Consider the following 19394-nt stretch of genomic DNA (forward strand, 5'->3'; position numbering starts at 1 on the left):
TGAGTTCCGGCTGCTCACCGGCCGTCAGGGCGAGGGCACGCCGCGAGTAGATCAGGGTGCGATCCAGGTCACTGGCTACGAGTGGCCCGCCCGGCTGCCAGGTGTTCACTCCCGCCCTCTTGGCTGGATGAGGCCGACGCAGCGGTAGGGCAGGCTGTCCACCATCTCGATGCCGACTCCCCGTTGTTCCGCCAGCATTCGGATGTGCCGGAGGTCTTCGGCCGCGTCGGCCCGGACCAGGATCTTCCACGGAATGCGGCGGAGCAGCACGCGAGTCGTTTCGCCCACGCCAGGCTTGACGAGGTTGACGTCGCCGATGCCGTACGCCTGGCTGATCGCCTCGGCCACCCGCCATCCCGACCAGCTCGGGGACCGGTCCGCGGCACGGAGCACCGGCCAGGCGCGGGCGACCTCGTCCGCTACGGTGCTGAACTCGGCGGTGACGGCGTCGAGGAACTGGTTGGACACGTCGACTCCGGCCAGTTGCGAGTAGAACTTCGCGCCGTGGAACTGGCCCGGCCCGATGAGGTCGTCGTTGAGCACGGTCCGCGAAACCAGGCCCGACACCGTGGAGTTGAGGCACGCGGACGGCACTAGGACGTCCTCCCTGGTGCCGTAGAGGTCCACGCAGCGTCCGGTATCGGCCAGCACCGCCAGGTCCGACGCGAATCGGCCTTCGCCGACGAGGCCGAGTGAGGCGTTTGCCTTCGTGATGGCATCTGCGAGTTCGCGCGCGATGGCGCCCTTGCCGGTCCAGCCGTCGACGAACATGACGTCCGCCGGCCGGTGGTGCGCGGCGAGGTACGCCAGTGCGACCGTGTCGATCCCGCGCCCGCGGACGATGCTGCACGAGTAGTGCGGCATGTCGAGCTGGTGTGCGAACCTGGCCCACCGTCGCATGAGCACGCCCACAGGCGTGCCGGCACGGGCCAGCGACACCAGCACGACGTTCCCACCGCGGGCGGCGAGAACCAGCTCCGTGACGACGCCGACCGCGCCGGCGAGCTGGGCCGCCGACGAGGCGAGTTCCCGTTGGAACAGCTGCTGGTATTCGGGGCTCGGCTGGTACTCGACCGGTAGCGATGCCGCGTAGTGCGCCCGGCCGGACTGGACCGCCTCCTCCCGCTCCTCGACAGGGGCCTCGAGCTCTGCGTTCGACAGGTCCGTCAGGAGCCAGGCCACCTCATCGGGGTGGTAGCTGCCAAAGGTTGGTCCGCGGAGCGGTTCTGGCAGGCCGGGATCGACGGGGTTACGGGTGGACACGGCGTGGGCTCCGGCAGGGGTAGGTGGGACGGCAAGGCCAGCAGGTGGACCTGGTCGCAGCAGCCGGTGAGCTGGTCGAGCAGGCCGCCCGGGGCATGTAGTGAGGCGGTGTCCCCGGCGTCGTCGACGATGACGAGGATGTCGGTGAAGCGGCGGCCCGGGTCCGACCCGGGTGCCACGTTGTAGGCGAACCGGGGTCCAGGCCCGTCGGCCGGGTCGTCGTGACTGCGGAAGGTGAGCCGGGTGCGGATGGCGTATCCGGGTTCGTCGACCGCGACCACCGGGGAGCGGGTGGTGCTGGAGAAGCGGATGTCGACGGTGTCGGGTAGCAGGTCCTTGAGCCGCTGCGCGATGAGCAACGGCGCGTACATCAGCTCTTCGAACCCGAGCACGAGGACCCGATCGCCCGTGAGAAGGCCGGCGGCCTGCGCGGCGACCCGGCCGGTGGCGGCCCGGAGAGCTGCCCGGTCGTGGTGGTTGAACCCGTGCCGGCCACCCTCGCGGACGCCGTGCCACCCGGTCAGTGGCAGGCGTCGCGGCGTGGTGCGACCAGCGGGCGGGTCGGTGGGCCGATCGTGATCGTGATCGGCGACAAGCTGCTTGCCGATCGACGCGGCGTCGGGAGGAAGCTCAAGGTGTCCCTCGGCCAGCGCGACGACGCTGATCTCCGCCCCGAGCGAGGCCGCCACCGATGCCATCCGGGCCCGGTCGGCTGCTGAGCGGAGGTCGACGAGGGTGGCGATCACGTACCGGGGCCGGGGGGCCCGGGAGTGCAGGGCGACGATCGTGTTCAAGGCCGTCTGTCCCGTGGAGAGTTCGTCGTCGACGAGCAGCAGTGGGCCGCTGCGCGCCAGCATCGTCGCGTCCTCGGGCAGCAGCAGGTGACGGGTGGCGTGACTGTGTTCTTCCTCGAAGCGGCCGGCCTCGGGCACGCCGGGCGGATGGCGGCGGGTGGAGTGCAGGTAGTCGGCGCCCAGGGCGTCGGCGACGGCGTGCCCGAGGGCCGTGGCGGTCTCCGCGTAGCCGAGCACCGTGACCGACTCGATGACGGCCGCCCAGTCGGCAGGCGGATTGTCCGCGTGCTCGGCGCACGTGGCCAACAGTTTGGCGGCGGCGTCGGGTGAGCCCTGAAGTGCCGACCTGAGCAGCAGTGTGCCTGCCGCCGCCACGCCGCTGTCTCGTCCGGCGACGCGGTCGGCGGCCAGGGCGCCGAGGAGGCGTCCCGCGCCGTAGACGATTGCCGGGTCGGTCGGTACGTGTTTGCCGAGCACGGTCGACACGAGCAGGTGGGCGCGGCGCGGGTTGCGCCGGAGGGCCAGCCCTACCAGGTCGGCCAGCGCCAGCGGGGAGGCGGGCGAGCCGGCGGCGAGGCGCAGCCGTAGCCGGTCGGCGACCCACTGGCCGCCCCAGACGTTGCTCACCGCTGAAGTCCCGCACCCAGCAGGTCGACGAACGAGATGTCCTCGTTGGCGACGCCGAACACCTGCGCGCGCTGCGCGATCCGCTCGGCCCACGCGGTGTGCGGCTTGCTCTCGTTCATCTTGTTCCGATACGTCGACGCGCAGACCCCGCCTTGCGCCCGGGTGCCGAGGATGTCGACCGCGTCGCAGTACTCCTCGTGCGTCACCACGGACAGCGCGTGCACGACGGCGACGTGACTCGGATGGATGACGGTCTTGCCGGTCAGCCCGTTGGCCTTGTCGAGCGCGACCTCGCGGATGAGGCCGTCGAGATCCTGGGCGATCAGTTCGGCCCGCAGCGCCCGCTCGGCCGACTCCACGAAGGGTGACTCCCGCAGTTGGGGCTTGAAGATGCGCTCCGTGCGGGAGAAGTACTCCCATACCGGGCCGGTGACCACGAACTTGCTGTCGTCCGCGCGGGCCAGCACGTTGACCACGTCAGCGATGATGTCGGCGATCACCCGCACGTCGTAGACCGTGAGGTCGCGGGAACGGCGCAGCCCGTACGCGGCGGACAGGTCGGTGGCCCCGATCCGGACCGCGAGGATGTGCTCCCGATACTTCGTCAGCAGCCGGCGCACTCCGAGGAGCGCGCTGGTCCGCGACTCGGCGAAGATGACGTCCGGCGACTCGAGGACCGGCATCGCGAGGAGTCGACGGCCGACCGTCGAACTGGCCTCGGTGACCGCGTCGAGGAAGGCGGGCCCGGCCTCCTCGGTGAACTTCGGCAGCACGAACCCGCACAGCACGCGGACGTGCTCCCCGAGGCCCTTCACGATCAGCGGGATCTGGTGTGCCGACCGGACCCGGACGAAGACCATCGGCGCGTCCGCGCCGGTCTCGGCGTACGCGCGCAGCTGCGCCACGACATTGGTTTCGGCCATCGGGACGTCCGCGTCGGCGATGGCGTCCTCCAGGCACACCACCACGCTCATCAGGCCCCGCGAGACGCGCCTGGCCAGGTCGTCGGCCAGCTGTGGCCGAGTCGCCGGGCAGTACAGGGTCGCGCCGAGCGCGACGCCGAGCACGTCGAGCTGGTCATCGGGGGTGAAGTGCTCTGGAGCCCGGAGGAACAGCCGTTGTCGTTCCGAGTCGGAGAGGAAGTCGTAGTGCCGCATCGTTGGTTCCGTTCGTTGCTGCCGGCACCGGGGTCGGGAGTTGCCTGCTGGCCCCCTGCCGGCTCTCAGTCAAGGGGCGTTTGCCCGTCCAACCAGGTGATGCGGTCGAAGCCGAAGGCGCGACAGGCCTCGCGCACCGAGCCATTGACCGTTTCCATCTCGGAGCGAAGGACGAACTCTCCGCGAATGTTGTAGAGCGAAAGGATCACGCGCACGCCGGGCGACGGAGGGCCGTCGAGGGGCAACTCGATCCGGGCACCACCGAAGGTCGTGACGACGAGGGCCCCGCCCCAGCGCAACGTCAGGCCCCGTTCGGAAGAGCCGTAGACGATCAGGCGTTCGATCTCCCGGCACTGCCGCAGGTCGAGGCTGATCTGGTCGTACCGGTCCCGGCCGGCGACGATCACGGGGCGCGTCGACCCGCGGGGGGCGAACTCCCGGCCGTCGGTCGGCTGCACCGTCGAGGTCTCACCAGAGCGCAGCTGGTACGCGCAGCCAAGCCGGAGATCGCCGATGTCAGCCGCGCATCGTGCCTCCATGGTGAGCGCACCGATGCCGGACTGGAGCCGGGTCAGGGTCAACGTCGGCGCGGTCGAGGTGAGCACGTTGGTGCCGGCCTGCGCCCGGTTGACCGGACGTCTGCGGGCGGCCGTGGCAGCGCGCCGCGGTGCCACCGCCGGCTGTGCGGGTGTTGCCGGGGAAGAAAGGTCCAGCGATGCTCCGCCCGTCGCCGGCGCGGGCACCCGGGCGGGCACCGGCGCGGGCACCGGAGCCGGCACCGGAGCGGGCACCGGTCGGACCCGGCGCCGCAGGAACGGCAGGTCGTGCCGGCGCACGGCGTTCCGGGGGTCCGGAATGCTCACAGGTTCACCCCGTAGTCGGCGGCGATGCCGGCGATGCCGCTGGTGTAGCCCTCACCGATGACCTTGAACTTCCACTCGGTGCCCCGCCGATAGACCTCACCGAGGGCGACAGCGGTCTCGTTGGTCAGCCACTGGGCCAGGTTCTCCGACCGGACGAGTTCCCGGTTGTCGGCCAGGTTCATCACCCGGATTCCGCAGTGCTTCAACTGGCCCAGTGCGCGGCGGCGAACCGGGCCGTCGTTGACGTACGCCACCAGCACGATCCGGCTGATCTCTGCCGGGACCCGGTCGAGGTCCAGCTCGATCTGTTCGTCGTCCGCGCCGAGCGCCTCCTCCAGCTGGCGGACGGACAGGTCCGGCGAACTCAGCTGGTTGAAGAACACGAAATGCTCGTCGGAGACGGCCCGGCTGGCCGAGTCGCACAGGATGGTCGCGGCCACCAGATTCTCCGCGAGGACGGCCTCGGACCCGGCATCCCAGGAGATCCCGAGCACGATCCCGGTCAGGTCGGGTATCTCGCGGGTGAGGGCCACGTTGGCCCCGCGCTTCATCACTGCCATCAGATTTCCAGGTCCGATCGGGAGAACTTCGTGTGCAGGAACCTGCCCTGCGCCTCGAGGGCGTCCGCGTCCTGCGCTTGCGTCGCGGTCAGCAGGTCCGCGACGGAATCGAGCAGCGAATCGAGCTGGACCTGAAGGGATTCGACCGGGGTGGTACCCGCGGCGCGGGGCAAGTTGAGCTGACCGGGGTCAATGGCCAGGAACCGCGTCAGCGTCGTCGGCAGGTAGTCCGCCACGGTGGCCTTGACCGAGATGACCGCGTACACGTCGAGGGCACGTACCTCGGAGCTGTCGATGATCTCCCGCAGCACGTCCGTGATCCGGCGGGCGGTGACCACGGACTCCCCGGGCAGCCGGCCGGAGCTTTCGTTGATGAAGCGGACGAGCCCGCGTACCTGCTCGCGAAGCGCCGCCGGATTGTCCTCCGGCGGCGCTTCCAGTGGCGTCCGAGCCTCCTCCCGCCCTCGGCGGAACCAGCTCATCATCCGTGTCCCACTCTTCCGAATTGCCTCTTCAGATAGCCCGCCTAGGCGGACGCGTTGCCCTCGCCGCGCCGGGTCCGCTCAAGGTACGGCTTGGCGCGCTCGATCTGCCCCTCCAGCGCGTTCACCGTCTGGGCCATGCTGTCCAGCGCCTGGCTCCGGAACGTGTCGAGCGCGTCCATCGTCTGGAAGATGTTGTCGAAGGCGGCCTGGAGCTTTCCGATATCGATCGTCGTGCTCGCCGCCTGCTGGCTGATCTGGGCACCCTGCGTCCGCAGCTGGACCGAGGTGGACTCGATCAGGTCGGAGGTCACCGTGTTCAGGGCCGTGATCTGGTCGAGCACGAGCTTCTGCCGGGCCAGCGCCTGCGCCACGATGACCGCGGTACGCAGTGCCGCGACGGTGGTGGTCTGCGCGCGGTCAACCCCCTTGATCAACTCGATGTTGTTCTTCCGGACCAGGTCGAGCGCCATGTAGCCCTGCACCGCGACCGCCATCTGGGTCATGATGTCCTGCCGGCGCTGCCGGATCGGGAACAGCGCGTCGGATCGCAGGCCGTTGGCGTCCTCGCTCCTGCCCGCCGCCTCCAGCGCGGCCACCTTGGCTTCGACGGCCGTGTCGAGGGCCGTTGCCAGCTCGTTGTACTCGGCGAGCTTGGCCATCATGGCCCACATGTTCGCCTTCTCGGTCTCGATGCTGGCGTTGTCCTTGCGCAGCTCGTCCTGACCGGAGTCGAGCGCCTTGATGATCGCGTTGAGGTGACTCTGCGCGGACTGGTACCGGGCGAAGTATCGCTGGAGGCGGTCGCCGCCGGGCAGGAACTTGAGGACCCGCTTCGACCCGGTCAGGTCGGCCCGGGCCGGGTCCAGTTCGGTGACCGTGGACCGGAGGTCGGCCAGGGTGTTCGCGACGCGGGTCTGCGCGTCCGATCCACCCCCACCCCGCCCGGACCGCACGGCTGCGGCGGGGCGCTCCAGCATCCGGCTGGAGACGCTCGCCGACGCGCGGATCTCCCGCTCGCCCATCGAGGTGATGGCGCTCACCTTGTCGCTGAAGGCAGGCGAGCGCGTGTCCAGGGCGGCCAGCTCCGCGGCGAACGCCTCCGCCCGGCTGCGCAGCTCCCGCTGCTTGGCGTCGTCCACCGCGACCGCGCCGGCGGCCTGCTCCTTCTGCACCACCACCACGGGCTCGGGCGGGGTGAGGACCAGGGCGCCGCCACCCGGAGAAGCTGGAACGGCCGGCGTGGCAGACGTGCCGAGGTCGAGTTCGGACATCGCCGATGCTCCTTTGACGTACGTGGGGAAGTTGATCAGCGTGCTGGATGGATGTCTCAGAGATGCGCGGCCATCGCCGGGAGGAGGTCACGGAAGGTCCGTCCGGAGGCCGGCGCTCCGATCGCCGTCATCGACCAGCCCTGTTCTTCGCGAACCAGCTTCGCCATGATCTGCGCGGTGTGCCGGCCGGAACCGGTCAGGTCGTAGCGAGCGACCTCGCGCCCGGTCGACTCGTCGATCAGGCGGCAGAAGGCGTTCTCGATCTGGGAGAAGTCCTGGCCGGTGAACGAGTTCACGGTGAAGACCAGCGTCTTGACACCGGCGGAGAGGCGAGTGAGGTCCACCTCGATGGACTCGTCGTCGCCGTCGCCGTCGCCGGTCAGGTTGTCTCCCGTGTGCCGCACCGCGCCGTCGCGGCTCTTCAACTGCCGGAACCAGACCTGGTCGACCAGGTCGCCCCCGGCGCTGAACAGCAGGCACGACGCGTCGAGATCGATCGTCTGTTTCCGCATGCCGAACAGGCCCTTCTTGGGGGCGGCATCCCAACCCAGGCCCATGCGGACCCGGGTCAGGGTGCCACCACCGGCCTTGGACAGGGAAACCTTCTGCCCCTTGGTCAAGCTCACCGTCATGCTCGTACCCCTTCCTCTCGCTGCTAGCCCCGGCCGCTACTTGCGGCCCAGGCGCCAGTTCATGCCCCACCCGTACGCACGGTCGAGGTGGCTCTGGTTGCCGTCGACGTACCTGACCTCCCGGCGTACCGACAGGTCACCGTTGGCCGCCTCGAGCATGGCGATACCGCAGATCCGGGCCCCGTCGCGGGTTTCGTCCAGGCGCACCTCGACCTGCGGGCCGTTGGCCGGGTACAGCGTCACCACACCGTCCGCGGCGGCCCAGTTCGGGACCCCCGCGTAGATGAGGGCGAACACCAGCACCCGCCGGATCTGGGCGGTGTAGGCCAGGTTGATGAACATGTTCTCGCCGGCGGTGTTCGCGCCGGAGCGGTCGTCGCCGTCGAGCCAGATGACCGGCTCTCGAACGCCGTGTGGCCCAGCAGCGAAAGCGTTCCCTAGCGCCTGGACGACCCCCTTGGAGCCGTCGGTGAACTCGTACAGGCAGCCGAGATCCAGATCGATCCCGGCCCTGCGATGCCCGAAGATTCCGCCGCCCTGCCCGCCCGGACGGGCGTTCCAGTTCAGGTTGATCCTCAATACGCCGCTGGTGGATCCCTGCTTGGTCAGGGAGACCACCGGGGCGGCCTTGGTCAGGGTCACCTTCTGCAGCGAAACAGGTGCCCCCTGGCCTGCCGCCGGGGGTGTGGAGGCGCTCTTCGGCCGCTTGGTGTAATCGATCGCCATGACTGGTAACTCTTTCCTCAGGGCCGGCGCATTGGCAAGGAGGGGTGGTAAGGAAGGGCCTGTCAGGCCGGAGTGAGCTCATGCGATTCGGCGTCCTCGCCGTCACTGCCCAGGCCACGGCGGTTGCGCACGATCGACGATCCGAAGGCCGAGGCGATGAGGGCAACGCCGACGAGACCCGTGACGACCTCGGGGACCTCCAGCTTGATCGTGCACAGCAGCATCACCGCCAGTGCGCCGATGGCCCACTGAGCCCCGTGCTCGAGGTAAACGTACTCACGCAACGTGCCCTGGCGTACCAGGTAGACCGTCAGTGAACGGACGAAGAGCGCGCCGATACCCAGGCCGATCGCCATGATGATCGGATCGGACGTGATGGCGAAGGCGCCAATGACACCGTCGAAGCTGAAGGATGCGTCGAGCAGTTCCAGGTACAGGAAGGAGAAGAAGGCTGCCTTGCCGACCTTTGTGGCGAGTTGACCGACGCTGCGGCGCTTGGCCGCCTGCTCGATCCGCTCCGCTCCGCCATGAATGCCGGGCAGGTTCTGCACCTCGTCGCTGTCCTCGTCGGCCTCGAACAGCTCGCCTAGCCCGTTGACGAGGACGTACGTAACCATGCCGAGGATTCCCGACACCAGGACCGTGTCCGTCTTGCCGGCCGGCGCGAAGGCGTATGCGACCACCACGACCACGACCATCGCCACGACGACCGAAAGCTGGTCGAGCTTGCCGATGCGGGCAAGCGGGCGCTCCAGCCAGGTCAGCCACTTGATCTCGCGCTCCTCGAACACGAAGTCGAGGAACAGCATCAGCAGGAACACCCCGCCGAAGGCGGCGATCGCCGGGTGGGCCTCGTGCAGAAGGTACCCGTACGTCCCGGGCGTATGCGGATCGCCTTTCTCGAGTGCAAGCCTGATCGCCTCGTTGGGTGCCAGCTTCGCGGTGACGCCGACGACGATGAGCGGAAACAGCATCCGCATGCCGATGACGGCGATCGCGATGCCGACGGTCAGGAAGAGCTTCTGCCAGAAGGGGCTCATCTTCTCCAGCACCGTCGCGTTCACCACGGCGTTGTCGAAGGACAGCGAGACCTCCAGGATGGCCAGGATCGCCGCGATCGCCAGGGCGGCGGGACCACCGTAGAGCAGGGCCACGGCGAGGCCCACGGCGGTGAGGGCGAACGACCCCCCGAAGTTTCTCAGTAGCACGTCTTTCCTTAATTGGTTGCTAACAATTGCGGGCACGCAGGAAACCCTGCCCAGACTGAGGGTTTGTGGCTGCGCCACGTCCGGCATCGCCGCCGGACGTGGCGCAGCGTATTCAGCTCTCGTGGTGGCGCTGCCCGCCGCAGGTCAGATCAGCCGACGTTGACGCCGAAGTCCCGGGCGATACCGGCCAGACCGGAGGCATAGCCCTGACCGACCGCCCGGAACTTCCAGTCGCCACCGTGCTGGTAGAGCTCGCCGAAGATCATCGCGGTCTCCGTCGACGCGTCTTCGGACAGGTCGTAGCGCGCGAGCTCGACGCCATCGGTCTGGTTCAGAATCCGGATGTAGGCGTTGCGGACCTGACCGAAGGACTGCCCACGGCTATCGGCGTCATAGATCGACACCGTGATCACGACCTTGTCGACATCTGCCGACAGCCCGGCAAGGTCGACGTTGATGGCCTCGTCGTCGCCGTCGCCGTCACCGGTCAGGTTGTCCCCGGTGTGCTCCACACAACCGTCGGGGCTGACCAGGTTGTTGAAGAACACGAAGTGCTGGTCCGAAAGAACCTTGCCGGAGGCGTTGAGCATCAGCGCACTCGCGTCCAAATCGAAGGGAGCGCCGCTCGTTGTACGGGCGTCCCAACCCAACCCGGCTACCACGGCCGTCAAGCCCGGAGCCTGCTTGGTGAGAGAGACATTTCCGCCCTTGGTCAGGCTGACACCCATGTGGATCCTCCCCGAACTCGCTCTACTGGGCCGGCGATCCGCGTCGCCCCGGTGAAACATGAATCAGACGTTGACGCCGAAATCGCGCGCGATGCCGGCCAGCCCGGAGGCGTAACCCTGGCCTACGGCACGGAACTTCCACTCCTCACCGTGCCGGTACAGCTCCCCGAAGAGCATCGCGGTCTCCGTCGAGGCGTCCTCGGACAGGTCGAAGCGTGCGATCTCCGAGTTGTCAGCCTGGTTCACGACCCGAATGAAGGCATTTCGGACCTGGCCGAAGCTCTGGCCAGCGGCGTCCGCGTTGTAGATGGAAACCGGGAACACGATCCTCGCGACCTCGGCCGGCACAGCGGCAAGGTTCACCTTGATCTGCTCGTCGTCGCCGACGCCCTCGCCTGTGAGGTTGTCGCCGGTGTGCTCGATGGAGCCGTCCGGAGTCACGAGGTTGTTGAAGAAGACGAAGTGCTTGTCGGAGAGGACCTTGCCCCCACCGTCGCAGACGATGGCGCTGGCGTCCAGGTCGAAGGCCTGGCCATCCGTCGTACGGGCATCCCATCCGAGGCCGATCGTCACAGCGGTCAGGCCAGGAGCCTGCTTGGTCAGCGAGACGTTCCCGCCCTTGATAAGGCTGACTCCCATGGACTCTCCCCATCTTCTTCACCGGCGTACACGGCTGCGTCACGCGGCCATCGCCGCAAGGTCTGTGGCGGGCCCGATGCTATTCGGCGGGCGCAACACGCCGAGGCCGCCGGACCAACGGCCGCCGCCAGCACCCCGCCAGCGGTCCCTGGACCCTACCGCCCGGAGTCCCCGACACAAGGCCCCCCGATCAGGTGATCACCGCTCCCCCGTCTGGAAGATCAATCGTCCATAACGTCGATACTTCGCCTCGGGCAACTACCCGTTCTGTCAGCGCAGACGCTGGTCGGTCAGCGAAGGCTGCAGCCGAGGCACAGGCCGAGCGCAAGCCCTGGACCCAAGAGGAGGTGAAGGCATTCCTGACCGGCATCACGGGCGAACGCCTCTACGCCGCCTGCCTACTGTCACTGATGGGCCTTCGACCGGCCGAGGTGTGCGGGCTGCGGTGGTCCGATGTCGACTTCGAGGCCGGCACGATCGCGGCCGGTGATAACACCCGGGCGCTCGTCGACGGAGAGATCGAAGAGAAGGAAGCCAAGTCGGCGGCTGGCAAACGCGGTCTGCCGATGCCCGCGACGGCAACAAGGCGCTCAAGGCGTTCCACACCCTGCAGAAGAAGGAACGCCTGAAGGCCGGTAACGCCTACGTCGACAGCGGCTACGTCCTGGTCAACGAACTCGGCCAGCCGCAGCGCACCGACTGGCTCCGCCGCCGGGTCTACGAGCTGATGGCCAAGGTCGGAGTCCGCAAGGTCCAGCCCTACGACGCGCGGCACGCCTGCCTGACCTACCTCGCCGGCGCCAGAGTGCCCGACGTCGTCCTGGCGGCCTGGGCCGGCCACGCCGATGGCGGCACGCTCGCCAAACGGGTCTACGTCCACCCCAGGGCGATTGCGTAGTCGGCCGGCGCGCCGTTGACCAGGAGTTTCGAGACGAGTTCGGGCGTCTATGGAGGCGTAAGAAGCGGGTGAGGCCGCATCGGTGATCATGGAGTTGCGACGCTTCACGACTCCGAGGAAGACCTCACCCGCCGATGGCATCATCTCTCATCCCCGCACTGGCCGTAGCAGCACCCGCCTCCATCGCCGAGGCCGTGCCAGTCACCGACGGTGAACACGGTGGGCTGCTGCACGCGCTCGCCGCTGTTCCTGATCCACGCGACCCACGAGGCGTGCGTTACCCGCTGACCGCGCTACTGGCGGTGGCGGTCTGCGCCGTCATGGCCGGGGCATCGTCGTTCGCCGCGATCACGCATTGGCTGCACGACCTGGACAAACAAGCCCAGGACCAGCTCGGGTTCACCGCAGGAGTGCCGGTCGGCAGCACTGTCTGGCGGCTGCTGACGCGCCTGGACGACACGCTACTCGGCACCGTTCTGGCCGGCTGGCTGCGTACCCGCACTCCTGTCGAGGTGAGCAGGCCGAGGCGGTACCGCACGGTGATCGCCATCGACGGCAAGACACTGCGGGGCGCCCGCACCGGCGACGGCCGCCAAGTGCATCTGCTCTCCGCCCTGGACACCACCACCGGGATCGTGCTCGCCCAGGTCACCGTGGACACCAAAAGCAACGAGATCACGTCGTTCGCGCCGCTGCTCGACGCCGTCGAACAGGTGCTCGGCACCCTGGCCGGGGTGCTATTCATCGCCAATGCCCTGCACACCCAGACCGGTCACACCGACGAGGTCACCGCCCGCCGAGCGCACCTGCTCGTACAGGTGAAGGCCAACCAGCCGACCCTGTTCAAGCAGCTCAAACAGCTGCCCTGGGCACAGATCCCGGTCGGTGACCGGACCCGCGACCGCGGCCACGGCCGCCGCGAAACCCGCACCGTCAAAGCCGTCACCCTCGCCACCCCCGGCGGCATCGCCTTCCCACACGCCCAGCAAGCCGTGCGGATCACCCGCACCCGCATCGTCACAGGCAAGACCAGCCACGAGACCGCCTACCTGACCGTGTCACTACCCGCAGGCCAAGCCGTGCCCCGCGACCTGCAAACCTGGATCCGCCGACACTGGCACACCGAGAACAAGATGTGCGCCACGCAACGCCTCGTCTGTATTCCCGGCTCAGCCGGGAGAGATTGGAGGGACATCTCTGGGTCTGATGGCTTACCCGGATGCCGAAAGGCGAAGGGGACCAGAGCATGCCAGCAAACCATCGGCCGTGTCCAAGCGTGAGGAGCGGTGCGGTGGGAGACCCGCGTGATATGGCGAAAGCTGGATTGCCTGAAGCCCAATCTCCAGCGAGGCAGATTTCGACTCCGTCGGCACCACGCTCGAAGCCGACGCCGCGCTCTGCACCGGCATGAATCTATGGGCTGGTGCAACCTCCGGGCGCTGGGCGATGCCCAACGAGGGCATTTAAGGAGATGAGTGGGACGCCTACGTCACGCTGTCACGTACGACGAGGACGAACGTGGGATCGCCTAACGGGCGCGAGCCCTATGGCGACGGAGGCCCCGTAGTAGTCGCCGGAGTCACGACCGGCCAGGGAGGACGGGAAAGCCGTCTGCACGGGCGAAGGGGGCCAGGTGATCGGACACCACAGAACTGGGAGGTATGCGTAATGCAGAGCGCCGAAACGGTGCTGGGTGTCCTGCGTGAGCGCGGCAGGCGTGGCCTGCCGCTGGAAGAACTGTATCGACAGATGTTCAACCCGCAGTTGTATCTGCTGGCCTACGGGCGTATCTACGCCAACAAGGGTGCGATGACGCCCGGGGTCACCCAGGAGACCGTGGACGGCATGTCGCTGGGCAAGATCGGCCGCATCATCGAGGCGATGCGCCATGAGCGTTACCGGTTCCATCCGGTGCGCCGGGTCATGATCTCGAAGAAGGGCGGCAAGCTCAGGCCCCTCGGCCTGCCTACCTGGTCGGACAAGCTGGTCGGCGAAGTGGTGCGCCTGCTGTTGGAGGCCTACTACGAGCCCCAGTTCTCCGACCGGTCCCACGGATTTCGTCCCGGCCGGGGCTGCCACACCGCGTTGCGGGAGGTGGCCAACACTTGGACCGGGACGGCCTGGTTCATCGAGGGAGACATCGCCGACTGTTTCGGGAGCCTTGATCACGAAATCTTGGTCTCGATACTGGCGGAGAAGATCCACGATAACCGGTTCCTGCGGCTGGTGCGCAACATGCTCACCGCCGGATACCTGGAGGACTGGAGACGGGGCGCCACGCTGTCCGGCGCGCCGCAGGGTGGGGTCGCCAGCCCGATCCTGTCCAACCTCTACCTGCACAAGCTGGACGTCTTCGTCGAGAAGGTTCTGATTCCCGAGTACACCCGAGGGGGACGCCGGGCGCGTAACCCGGCCTACCTTGAGGTGGCCAGCCTGCTGGCGAAGGCCCGACGACGCGGCGACCGAGCCGAGGCCCGGACGCTGCTCAAACGGATGCGCACCCTGCCCAGCTCCGATCCTGACGATCCGGAGTACCGGCGGCTGCGCTACTGCCGCTATGCAGATGATCACCTACTCGGGTTCACCGGACCGAAGGCCGAAGCCGAGGAGGTCAAGCAGCGACTCGCGGCGTTCCTGCGAGACGAACTCAAGCTGGAACTGTCGCACGAGAAGACGCTGATCACCCACGCCCGCTCCAACGCGGCGCGGTTCCTCGGCTACGACATCACCGTCCAGCACGACAGCCGCAGGATCATCCGCGGTCGCCGTGCGGCGAACGCGGCGATCGGGTTGCGTGTGCCCAAGGACGTGATCAACGCCAAGTGCTCCCGTTACCTCGCGAGCGACAAACCCGCCCACCGAGGTGCCCTGATCCACGACGATGATCACACGATCATCGCCACGTTCGGGGCCGAGTATCGGGGCATCGTCCAGTACTACCTGCTGGCCGGGGATGTTCACCGGCTGCACCGCCTCGAATGGGTCATGAAGACCTCCATGCTCAAGACCCTCGCAGGCAAGCACCACTCGACGGTGTCGAAGATGGCGGCACGACACAAAGCCAAGATCGAGACACCGCACGGGTTGCGCACCTGCTTCGAGGCACGCATCGAACGCGACGGCAGGCAACCACTGGTAGCACGGTTCGGGGGAATTCCACTCAAGCGACAGAAAACGGCGGTCATCTCCGACCGCCGGCCACTCCGGGTGAGTTACCCGCACAAGGAGCTGATCAGCAGGCTCCTCGCGGACACGTGCGAGATCTGCAAGCAGACGGACAACATTCAGGTTCACCACGTCCGAAAACTCGCTGACCTCGCCAGAACCGGAGACGCACAGCCCGACTGGATGCAGCTCATGGCACGACGACGCCGCAAGTCCCTCGTGCTCTGCGGCTCATGCTACGACCGCATCCAGGGCTGGCAGTCGACCCGAACGCTCACGTAGTAGTCACTGGAGAGCCGGATGATCAGGAAACTATCATGTCCGGTTCGGAGGGAGGCCGCTCGGAAAAGGACCTGCCCAACAGGCACCTCGCCATGCGGCCGACCCTACCCATCACGTACGCGACGTGACGTTCCGTGAAGACCTCCACCAAGCCCGGACAGGCAACGGACCCGCCATCATCGCAACGCTACGTAACACCGCGATCGGCTGGCACCGCACCACCGGCGCGACCAGTCCTCGCCTACCCCCGTTACGACGTAACGGAGGCAGTCGCCCATCCCTGACCTGCTGGACGACTCGAGCGACGGACGGCTATGTCATGTCCTTCTCGAACGCGGCGAGCTCGTCGTCGTGGTCGCCTTCCGCGGGTGCGTGCTGGGGGTAGGCGCCGACGCCGGGATGGACCTTGTCGATGAGATCGAGGTATACGGGGTTGCGGGCAATGAACTCACCCACGACCGGGCAGATGACGGTGATCTTCTTCCCGCTCTCGCGGATCTCGTTCAGCACGCGCGCGATGAGCTCCGTGGCCACCCGATTGTGTCGGTAGGCGGGGTCGACCCAGGTCGTTAGCAGCACGACACGGCCGCCCACGAACCGGTACGGAAGTTCGGCGATCGCTTCGGCACCGAGGACGGCGATCCAGCGACCGCGCTCCGCGTCGTTGATGACATCGAGCTCCCAGCTAGATTCCACCTCGCTGAGACTTGCCGCGTTCAGAGCAGCGATCAGCGCCGCGTTGTTCTCTTCCCGGGTGGCCGCCTCGGCCTCGAGATTGATCGTCATTGTCACGCTTTCTGCCGAGGAGCTAACAGGTGGTTCAGGACGGATGGGTGCGACTCTGGGCCACTCCCGGGTGCTCGGGGTCGATGAGGTCGGCATACTCGGGGTTGTGCTCGATGAAGGTGTACACGATCGGGCACATGATGGTGACCGTCTTGCCTTGCATGCGTACGTCGTCCAGGACGCGTCGGATCAGCGCAGTGGCGATGCCCCGTTTGCGGAACTCTGGGATCACCGAGGTGGCTAGCAGCACGAGCCGGTCGTCTCGAGCGACGTTGTAGGTCAGCCCGGCCACCTCTCGGCCCGCGGCGACGGCGTTGTAGATAGCGAGTTTCTCGTCGTTGACGACCTGGAAGTCGAAGCCAGGGGCGTGGGGATCGTCGATTACCTCGTCGACGAGGACAGCCTGGTCCTGGCTGAGCGTGCCTTTCTCGTCGGGGTGCTTGAAGGCGTAGCGGGTCGTCTCGGTCGGGTCGGTCATGGGGATTGCGCCTTCGTTGACAGTCATCAGATCAGTTCCGGTTCGTGGCGGTGGTCGTAATTGCCCAGCCGCATGTCGTCGACGGAAGGTGAAGGGCCAGCCACCGGCGTGCTTCTCGCTCCCGCGGGGAGGTTCTCGTGCCCGGCTGGCCAAGGCGAGTAGCGCACGCGTCGCCCACCCCGCCAAACTCACTTTTTCAGGTCGAAGTGGCTACATACGGAGGTGGTGATGGACGCAGATCCTTCGCTGGTCGATCTCCGATAACCGCAGGCCACAGTTGACGAGGCCCACGACGATCACGGCCCCGCAGCCCTGCGGCCCGAGGTCGAGCCACTCGGCCCCGCGCAGCGGGGGCACGTACACCTGCGGCCGCCAGTTCCGGTACGGGGTCAAGAACGCGGTCAGCGCCGCGAGCATCTGTGCGGGAGCCGTCTCGCCAACCCAGTGGCCGACACCGGGATTGGCCACGGTCTGCGCCGGGGTGGTGCCTGGAGCGGCGCTTTCGCTGCTCCAGGCACCTGACCTAACGCAGCGACCTGAAGGCCGCGCGGACCTCTGTGGAGAACAGATGCGGCTGCTCCCAGGCGGCGAAGTGGCCGCCTCGGTCAACCTCGTTCCAGTAGATGAGGTTGCCGAAGGCCCGCTCGCCCCAGCTCCGCGGCGCGCGGTAGATCTCGGCCGGGAACACCGTGACCGCGACCGGGACGGTCGGGATGTCGAAGGCGTTGAACGGGCCGCCACCGGCCTGCGCGCCTTCCCAATACGACCGGGACGACGATGTCCCGGTATTGGTCAGCCAGTAGAGCGAGATGGCGTCGAGCATCTCGTCGTACGTGAAGATCTTCTCGGGCTTGCCGCCGGTGTCGGTCCACTCCGCAAACTTGTCGTAGTAATACGCCGCCATCCCGACCGGCGAATCCGCAAGGGCGTAGCCGATCGTCTGCGGGCTCTGATTCATCATCGCCGCGTAGCCGAAGCCGTCGCGGTAGAAATGCAGCAGCCGGTCGTAGGCGAGCTTCTCGCGATCCGACAGATTTGCGGGCGCGGGGTCGAAGTTGCGGAGGTGTCGCAGGACGTCCGATGGCACGGTCCCGGGCATGTTGACGTGGATGCCGAGGAGCCCCTCGGGCTGCTGGACCGCGAGCACCTGCGAAATGATCGCGCCCCAGTCGCCTCCCTGGGAGACGTACCGCGGGTAGCCGAGCCGGAGCATGAGTTCGTGGAACGACCTCGCCATCCGGGCCGGGTTCCAGCCGGTCGACGTTGGCTTGCCAGAGAAGCCGTAGCCGGGCATCGTCGGGAGGACGAGGTGGAAGGCGTCCTCGGCGCGCCCACCGTGGGCCGTCGGGTTCGTGAGTGGTCCGCAGACCTTCAGCAGCTCGATGATCGAGCCGGGCCAGCCGTGTGTCATGAGCAGCGGCAGGGCATTGTGGTGCGGCGAGCGGATGTGCGCGAACTGGATGTCCAGCCCGTCGATCTTGGTGATGAACTGCGGCAGCGCGTTGAGCTTCGCCTCGACCTTGCGCCAATCGTAGCGAGTGCCCCAGTACTCGACGAGCGGGCGGAGCTGTGCCAGCTGAACACCCTGGGACCGGTCGGCGACGGTCTCCTTATCCGGCCAGCGCGTCATCTTCACCCGCTGCCGCAGCTCGTTGATCTCCTTCTGCGGGACCTCGATGCGGAAGGGGCGGACACCGTTGATCTGCTTCACGGAGCCGGAGGACGCGCTTCTCACCGGCAAGGCGCCCGCCGGTGCCGTCGCCTGCGCCTGGCCGGGTATGCCGAGCTGGGTGGCGACGACGGCACCAGCGGCGACGCCCAGAAACCTGCGGCGGTCAGTGTTGGCCTGGCCGGCATTCTCGATCGTACCCATCAGGAACTCCTTCTCTTGCTTTACGAGTGACAGCCAATTCCCCGTGGCTCGTGTGATGGAACGCGCCGTGGCGTCACGGAACACCTCGCTCACGGTGCTACCGCGCCTGATGAGCGAGCCCGGCGCGGGCCGCCTCGACGTCCGAGGCGATCAGGTGTAGAACCTGGGCGGATCCGGAAACTGCTGGGCCGACGCTTCCCTCCTCTCGACGTGCCGTACACCCATCGCATCGCGATTGAACGATGCCGCTGATGCCAGGCGCGTCGCGCCCGTGAGAATCCCTGGCCCATCCACGGGCCTGCGAAGGCGCAAACCAGGGCTTCGCTGACGACGCTGACCGCGCGGACTTACGAAGCCGGCGATCGCGGCGCAACGGCTCGCCCGTTACGGCGGAGAACTCCTCCGGTCGCGCCGCCTTGCCGACTGTCGCCAGGACCCGGCATGGACCAGGGAGTCTCCCTGGGGCGAAAGGGCCGTGAGCCGCGCGAGCGTGGTCAGGTCGGCATCGATCTGCGCCGGCTCTGGGGAGAGCGAAGAGTTCAGATCGTGGAGATGAAACTCGCCAACCTCACGCCGGTGCAGTCAATAGCGGAGGAGATCATGGAGTTGTTTGTGGCGTTTTGGGCGCATTGGTTGGCGCTCGGTAGTTCGTTCGCTCCAGCGACCTGCAGTCACGAGGCTGTACCCGCCTCTCGTACCCTCTTCGGACGGCGCCCCGAGCTCACCGCCCTCGATTTGTCGTTGATCCAACTCATCTACGAGGTCGTCGCGGCGGACTCGAAATGCATCCGGTGCGGTGCCCCGCTCAGTCGTCAGCTCCATGTCGCGAAGTCGGCCGCCGACTATTGCCAATCGTGGACCGTATCGGTCCTGGCGAGGTGCAGCGGATGGCGGCGCCACCAGTACGTCGCCACCGTTGACTGAGGTTCCACCTGCGGACCGGACACCCTGAGCCCAGA

The 19394-nt window shown here is 67.4% G+C and carries 20 protein-coding genes; 5 read left to right on the top strand and 15 right to left on the bottom strand.

The annotated features are described in order from the left end of the window. Window positions 1–105: 105 nt before the first annotated feature. The 12 genes from OG505_RS14355 to OG505_RS14410 form a co-directional block, all read right to left on the bottom strand. The gene (locus OG505_RS14355; protein WP_405433798.1) at window positions 106–1182 is read right to left on the bottom strand and encodes a cysteine protease StiP family protein; all 1077 of its coding nucleotides are present in this window, start codon (window positions 1180–1182) and stop codon (window positions 106–108) included. After that, window positions 1167–2684 carry a phosphoribosyltransferase family protein gene (locus OG505_RS14360; RefSeq protein WP_405433799.1) on the bottom strand — a complete coding sequence of 506 codons (1518 nt, stop codon included), beginning with the start codon at window positions 2682–2684 and terminating at the stop codon, window positions 1167–1169. The genes OG505_RS14355 and OG505_RS14360 overlap by 16 nt, the downstream gene beginning before the upstream one ends. After that, window positions 2681–3841 carry an HpcH/HpaI aldolase/citrate lyase family protein gene (locus OG505_RS14365; RefSeq protein ID WP_405433800.1) on the bottom strand — a complete coding sequence of 387 codons (1161 nt, stop codon included), beginning with the start codon at window positions 3839–3841 and terminating at the stop codon, window positions 2681–2683. Before OG505_RS14365 ends, OG505_RS14360 begins: the two co-directional genes overlap by 4 nt. 65 nt (window positions 3842–3906) lie before the next feature. Then, on the bottom strand, window positions 3907–4632 hold the full coding sequence (locus OG505_RS14370; protein ID WP_405433802.1) for a hypothetical protein: 726 nt from the start codon (window positions 4630–4632) through the stop codon (window positions 3907–3909). Window positions 4633–4700: 68 nt separating this feature from the next. Then, window positions 4701–5264, bottom strand: a complete 564-nt coding sequence (locus OG505_RS14375) for a TerD family protein (RefSeq protein WP_405433804.1) — start codon at window positions 5262–5264, stop codon at window positions 4701–4703. Then, on the bottom strand, window positions 5264–5749 hold the full coding sequence (locus OG505_RS14380; protein ID WP_405433806.1) for a hypothetical protein: 486 nt from the start codon (window positions 5747–5749) through the stop codon (window positions 5264–5266). Before OG505_RS14380 ends, OG505_RS14375 begins: the two co-directional genes overlap by 1 nt. A gap of 41 nt (window positions 5750–5790) precedes the next feature. Further along, on the bottom strand, window positions 5791–7020 hold the full coding sequence (locus OG505_RS14385; protein WP_405433807.1) for a toxic anion resistance protein: 1230 nt from the start codon (window positions 7018–7020) through the stop codon (window positions 5791–5793). A gap of 56 nt (window positions 7021–7076) precedes the next feature. Then, entirely contained in the window at window positions 7077–7652 is a 576-nt protein-coding gene (locus OG505_RS14390; RefSeq protein WP_405433809.1) for a TerD family protein, read from the bottom strand. A gap of 36 nt (window positions 7653–7688) precedes the next feature. After that, complete coding sequence (locus OG505_RS14395; RefSeq protein WP_405433810.1) at window positions 7689–8378, bottom strand: hypothetical protein; 690 nt, start codon at window positions 8376–8378, stop codon at window positions 7689–7691. Between the two features lie 62 nt (window positions 8379–8440). Beyond that, entirely contained in the window at window positions 8441–9622 is a 1182-nt protein-coding gene (locus OG505_RS14400; RefSeq protein WP_405433812.1) for a DUF475 domain-containing protein, read from the bottom strand. A gap of 113 nt (window positions 9623–9735) precedes the next feature. Then, complete coding sequence (locus tag OG505_RS14405) at window positions 9736–10314, bottom strand: TerD family protein (protein WP_405433813.1); 579 nt, start codon at window positions 10312–10314, stop codon at window positions 9736–9738. A 63-nt stretch (window positions 10315–10377) separates the two neighbouring features. Then, complete coding sequence (locus OG505_RS14410; RefSeq protein WP_405433815.1) at window positions 10378–10953, bottom strand: TerD family protein; 576 nt, start codon at window positions 10951–10953, stop codon at window positions 10378–10380. Window positions 10954–11300: 347 nt separating this feature from the next. Between OG505_RS14410 and OG505_RS14415 the strand changes: the two genes are divergently transcribed. From OG505_RS14415 to OG505_RS14430, 4 genes are all read left to right on the top strand, one after another. After that, entirely contained in the window at window positions 11301–11582 is a 282-nt protein-coding gene (locus tag OG505_RS14415; protein ID WP_405433816.1) for a hypothetical protein, read from the top strand. Beyond that, window positions 11579–11851, top strand: coding sequence for a tyrosine-type recombinase/integrase (locus OG505_RS14420; protein ID WP_405434499.1), 273 nt, complete (start codon window positions 11579–11581; stop codon window positions 11849–11851). The genes OG505_RS14415 and OG505_RS14420 overlap by 4 nt, the downstream gene beginning before the upstream one ends. 134 nt (window positions 11852–11985) lie before the next feature. Next, window positions 11986–13131 carry an ISAs1 family transposase gene (locus OG505_RS14425; RefSeq protein ID WP_405433817.1) on the top strand — a complete coding sequence of 382 codons (1146 nt, stop codon included), beginning with the start codon at window positions 11986–11988 and terminating at the stop codon, window positions 13129–13131. A gap of 388 nt (window positions 13132–13519) precedes the next feature. After that, window positions 13520–15298 carry a reverse transcriptase domain-containing protein gene (locus tag OG505_RS14430; protein WP_405433819.1) on the top strand — a complete coding sequence of 593 codons (1779 nt, stop codon included), beginning with the start codon at window positions 13520–13522 and terminating at the stop codon, window positions 15296–15298. Window positions 15299–15610: 312 nt separating this feature from the next. On the opposite strand, the gene OG505_RS14435 is transcribed toward OG505_RS14430, so the two are convergent. From OG505_RS14435 to OG505_RS14445, 3 genes are all read right to left on the bottom strand, one after another. Continuing rightward, window positions 15611–16084 carry a GNAT family N-acetyltransferase gene (locus OG505_RS14435; protein WP_405433820.1) on the bottom strand — a complete coding sequence of 158 codons (474 nt, stop codon included), beginning with the start codon at window positions 16082–16084 and terminating at the stop codon, window positions 15611–15613. Between the two features lie 34 nt (window positions 16085–16118). Next, on the bottom strand, window positions 16119–16562 hold the full coding sequence (locus tag OG505_RS14440; protein WP_405433822.1) for a GNAT family N-acetyltransferase: 444 nt from the start codon (window positions 16560–16562) through the stop codon (window positions 16119–16121). 523 nt (window positions 16563–17085) lie between these two features. After that, on the bottom strand, window positions 17086–18435 hold the full coding sequence (locus OG505_RS14445) for an alpha/beta fold hydrolase (RefSeq protein WP_405433823.1): 1350 nt from the start codon (window positions 18433–18435) through the stop codon (window positions 17086–17088). A gap of 441 nt (window positions 18436–18876) precedes the next feature. On the opposite strand from OG505_RS14445, the gene OG505_RS14450 reads away from it, so the two are divergent. Further along, on the top strand, window positions 18877–19359 hold the full coding sequence (locus OG505_RS14450) for a hypothetical protein (RefSeq protein WP_405433825.1): 483 nt from the start codon (window positions 18877–18879) through the stop codon (window positions 19357–19359). The last annotated feature ends 35 nt before the right edge of the window (window positions 19360–19394 follow it).

The organism is Micromonospora sp. NBC_00617 (assembly GCF_045161355.1).
Taxonomy (GTDB): Bacteria; Actinomycetota; Actinomycetes; order Mycobacteriales; family Micromonosporaceae; genus Micromonospora.

What these genes read in the sequence shown, in the direction of transcription:
- OG505_RS14405 (WP_405433813.1), bottom strand. Translation starts at nt 10,314, where the DNA reads ATGGGTGTCAGCCTGACCAAGGGCGGAAATGTCTCTCTCACCAAGCAG.
- OG505_RS14430 (WP_405433819.1), top strand. Translation starts at nt 13,520, where the DNA reads ATGCAGAGCGCCGAAACGGTGCTGGGTGTCCTGCGTGAGCGCGGCAGG.
- OG505_RS14440 (WP_405433822.1), bottom strand. Translation starts at nt 16,562, where the DNA reads ATGACCGACCCGACCGAGACGACCCGCTACGCCTTCAAGCACCCCGAC.
- OG505_RS14375 (WP_405433804.1), bottom strand. Translation starts at nt 5,264, where the DNA reads ATGGCAGTGATGAAGCGCGGGGCCAACGTGGCCCTCACCCGCGAGATA.
- OG505_RS14385 (WP_405433807.1), bottom strand. Translation starts at nt 7,020, where the DNA reads ATGTCCGAACTCGACCTCGGCACGTCTGCCACGCCGGCCGTTCCAGCT.
- OG505_RS14410 (WP_405433815.1), bottom strand. Translation starts at nt 10,953, where the DNA reads ATGGGAGTCAGCCTTATCAAGGGCGGGAACGTCTCGCTGACCAAGCAG.
- OG505_RS14450 (WP_405433825.1), top strand. Translation starts at nt 18,877, where the DNA reads ATGGACCAGGGAGTCTCCCTGGGGCGAAAGGGCCGTGAGCCGCGCGAG.
- OG505_RS14365 (WP_405433800.1), bottom strand. Translation starts at nt 3,841, where the DNA reads ATGCGGCACTACGACTTCCTCTCCGACTCGGAACGACAACGGCTGTTC.
- OG505_RS14395 (WP_405433810.1), bottom strand. Translation starts at nt 8,378, where the DNA reads ATGGCGATCGATTACACCAAGCGGCCGAAGAGCGCCTCCACACCCCCG.
- OG505_RS14390 (WP_405433809.1), bottom strand. Translation starts at nt 7,652, where the DNA reads ATGACGGTGAGCTTGACCAAGGGGCAGAAGGTTTCCCTGTCCAAGGCC.
- OG505_RS14435 (WP_405433820.1), bottom strand. Translation starts at nt 16,084, where the DNA reads ATGACGATCAATCTCGAGGCCGAGGCGGCCACCCGGGAAGAGAACAAC.
- OG505_RS14445 (WP_405433823.1), bottom strand. Translation starts at nt 18,435, where the DNA reads ATGGGTACGATCGAGAATGCCGGCCAGGCCAACACTGACCGCCGCAGG.
- OG505_RS14380 (WP_405433806.1), bottom strand. Translation starts at nt 5,749, where the DNA reads ATGATGAGCTGGTTCCGCCGAGGGCGGGAGGAGGCTCGGACGCCACTG.
- OG505_RS14425 (WP_405433817.1), top strand. Translation starts at nt 11,986, where the DNA reads ATGGCATCATCTCTCATCCCCGCACTGGCCGTAGCAGCACCCGCCTCC.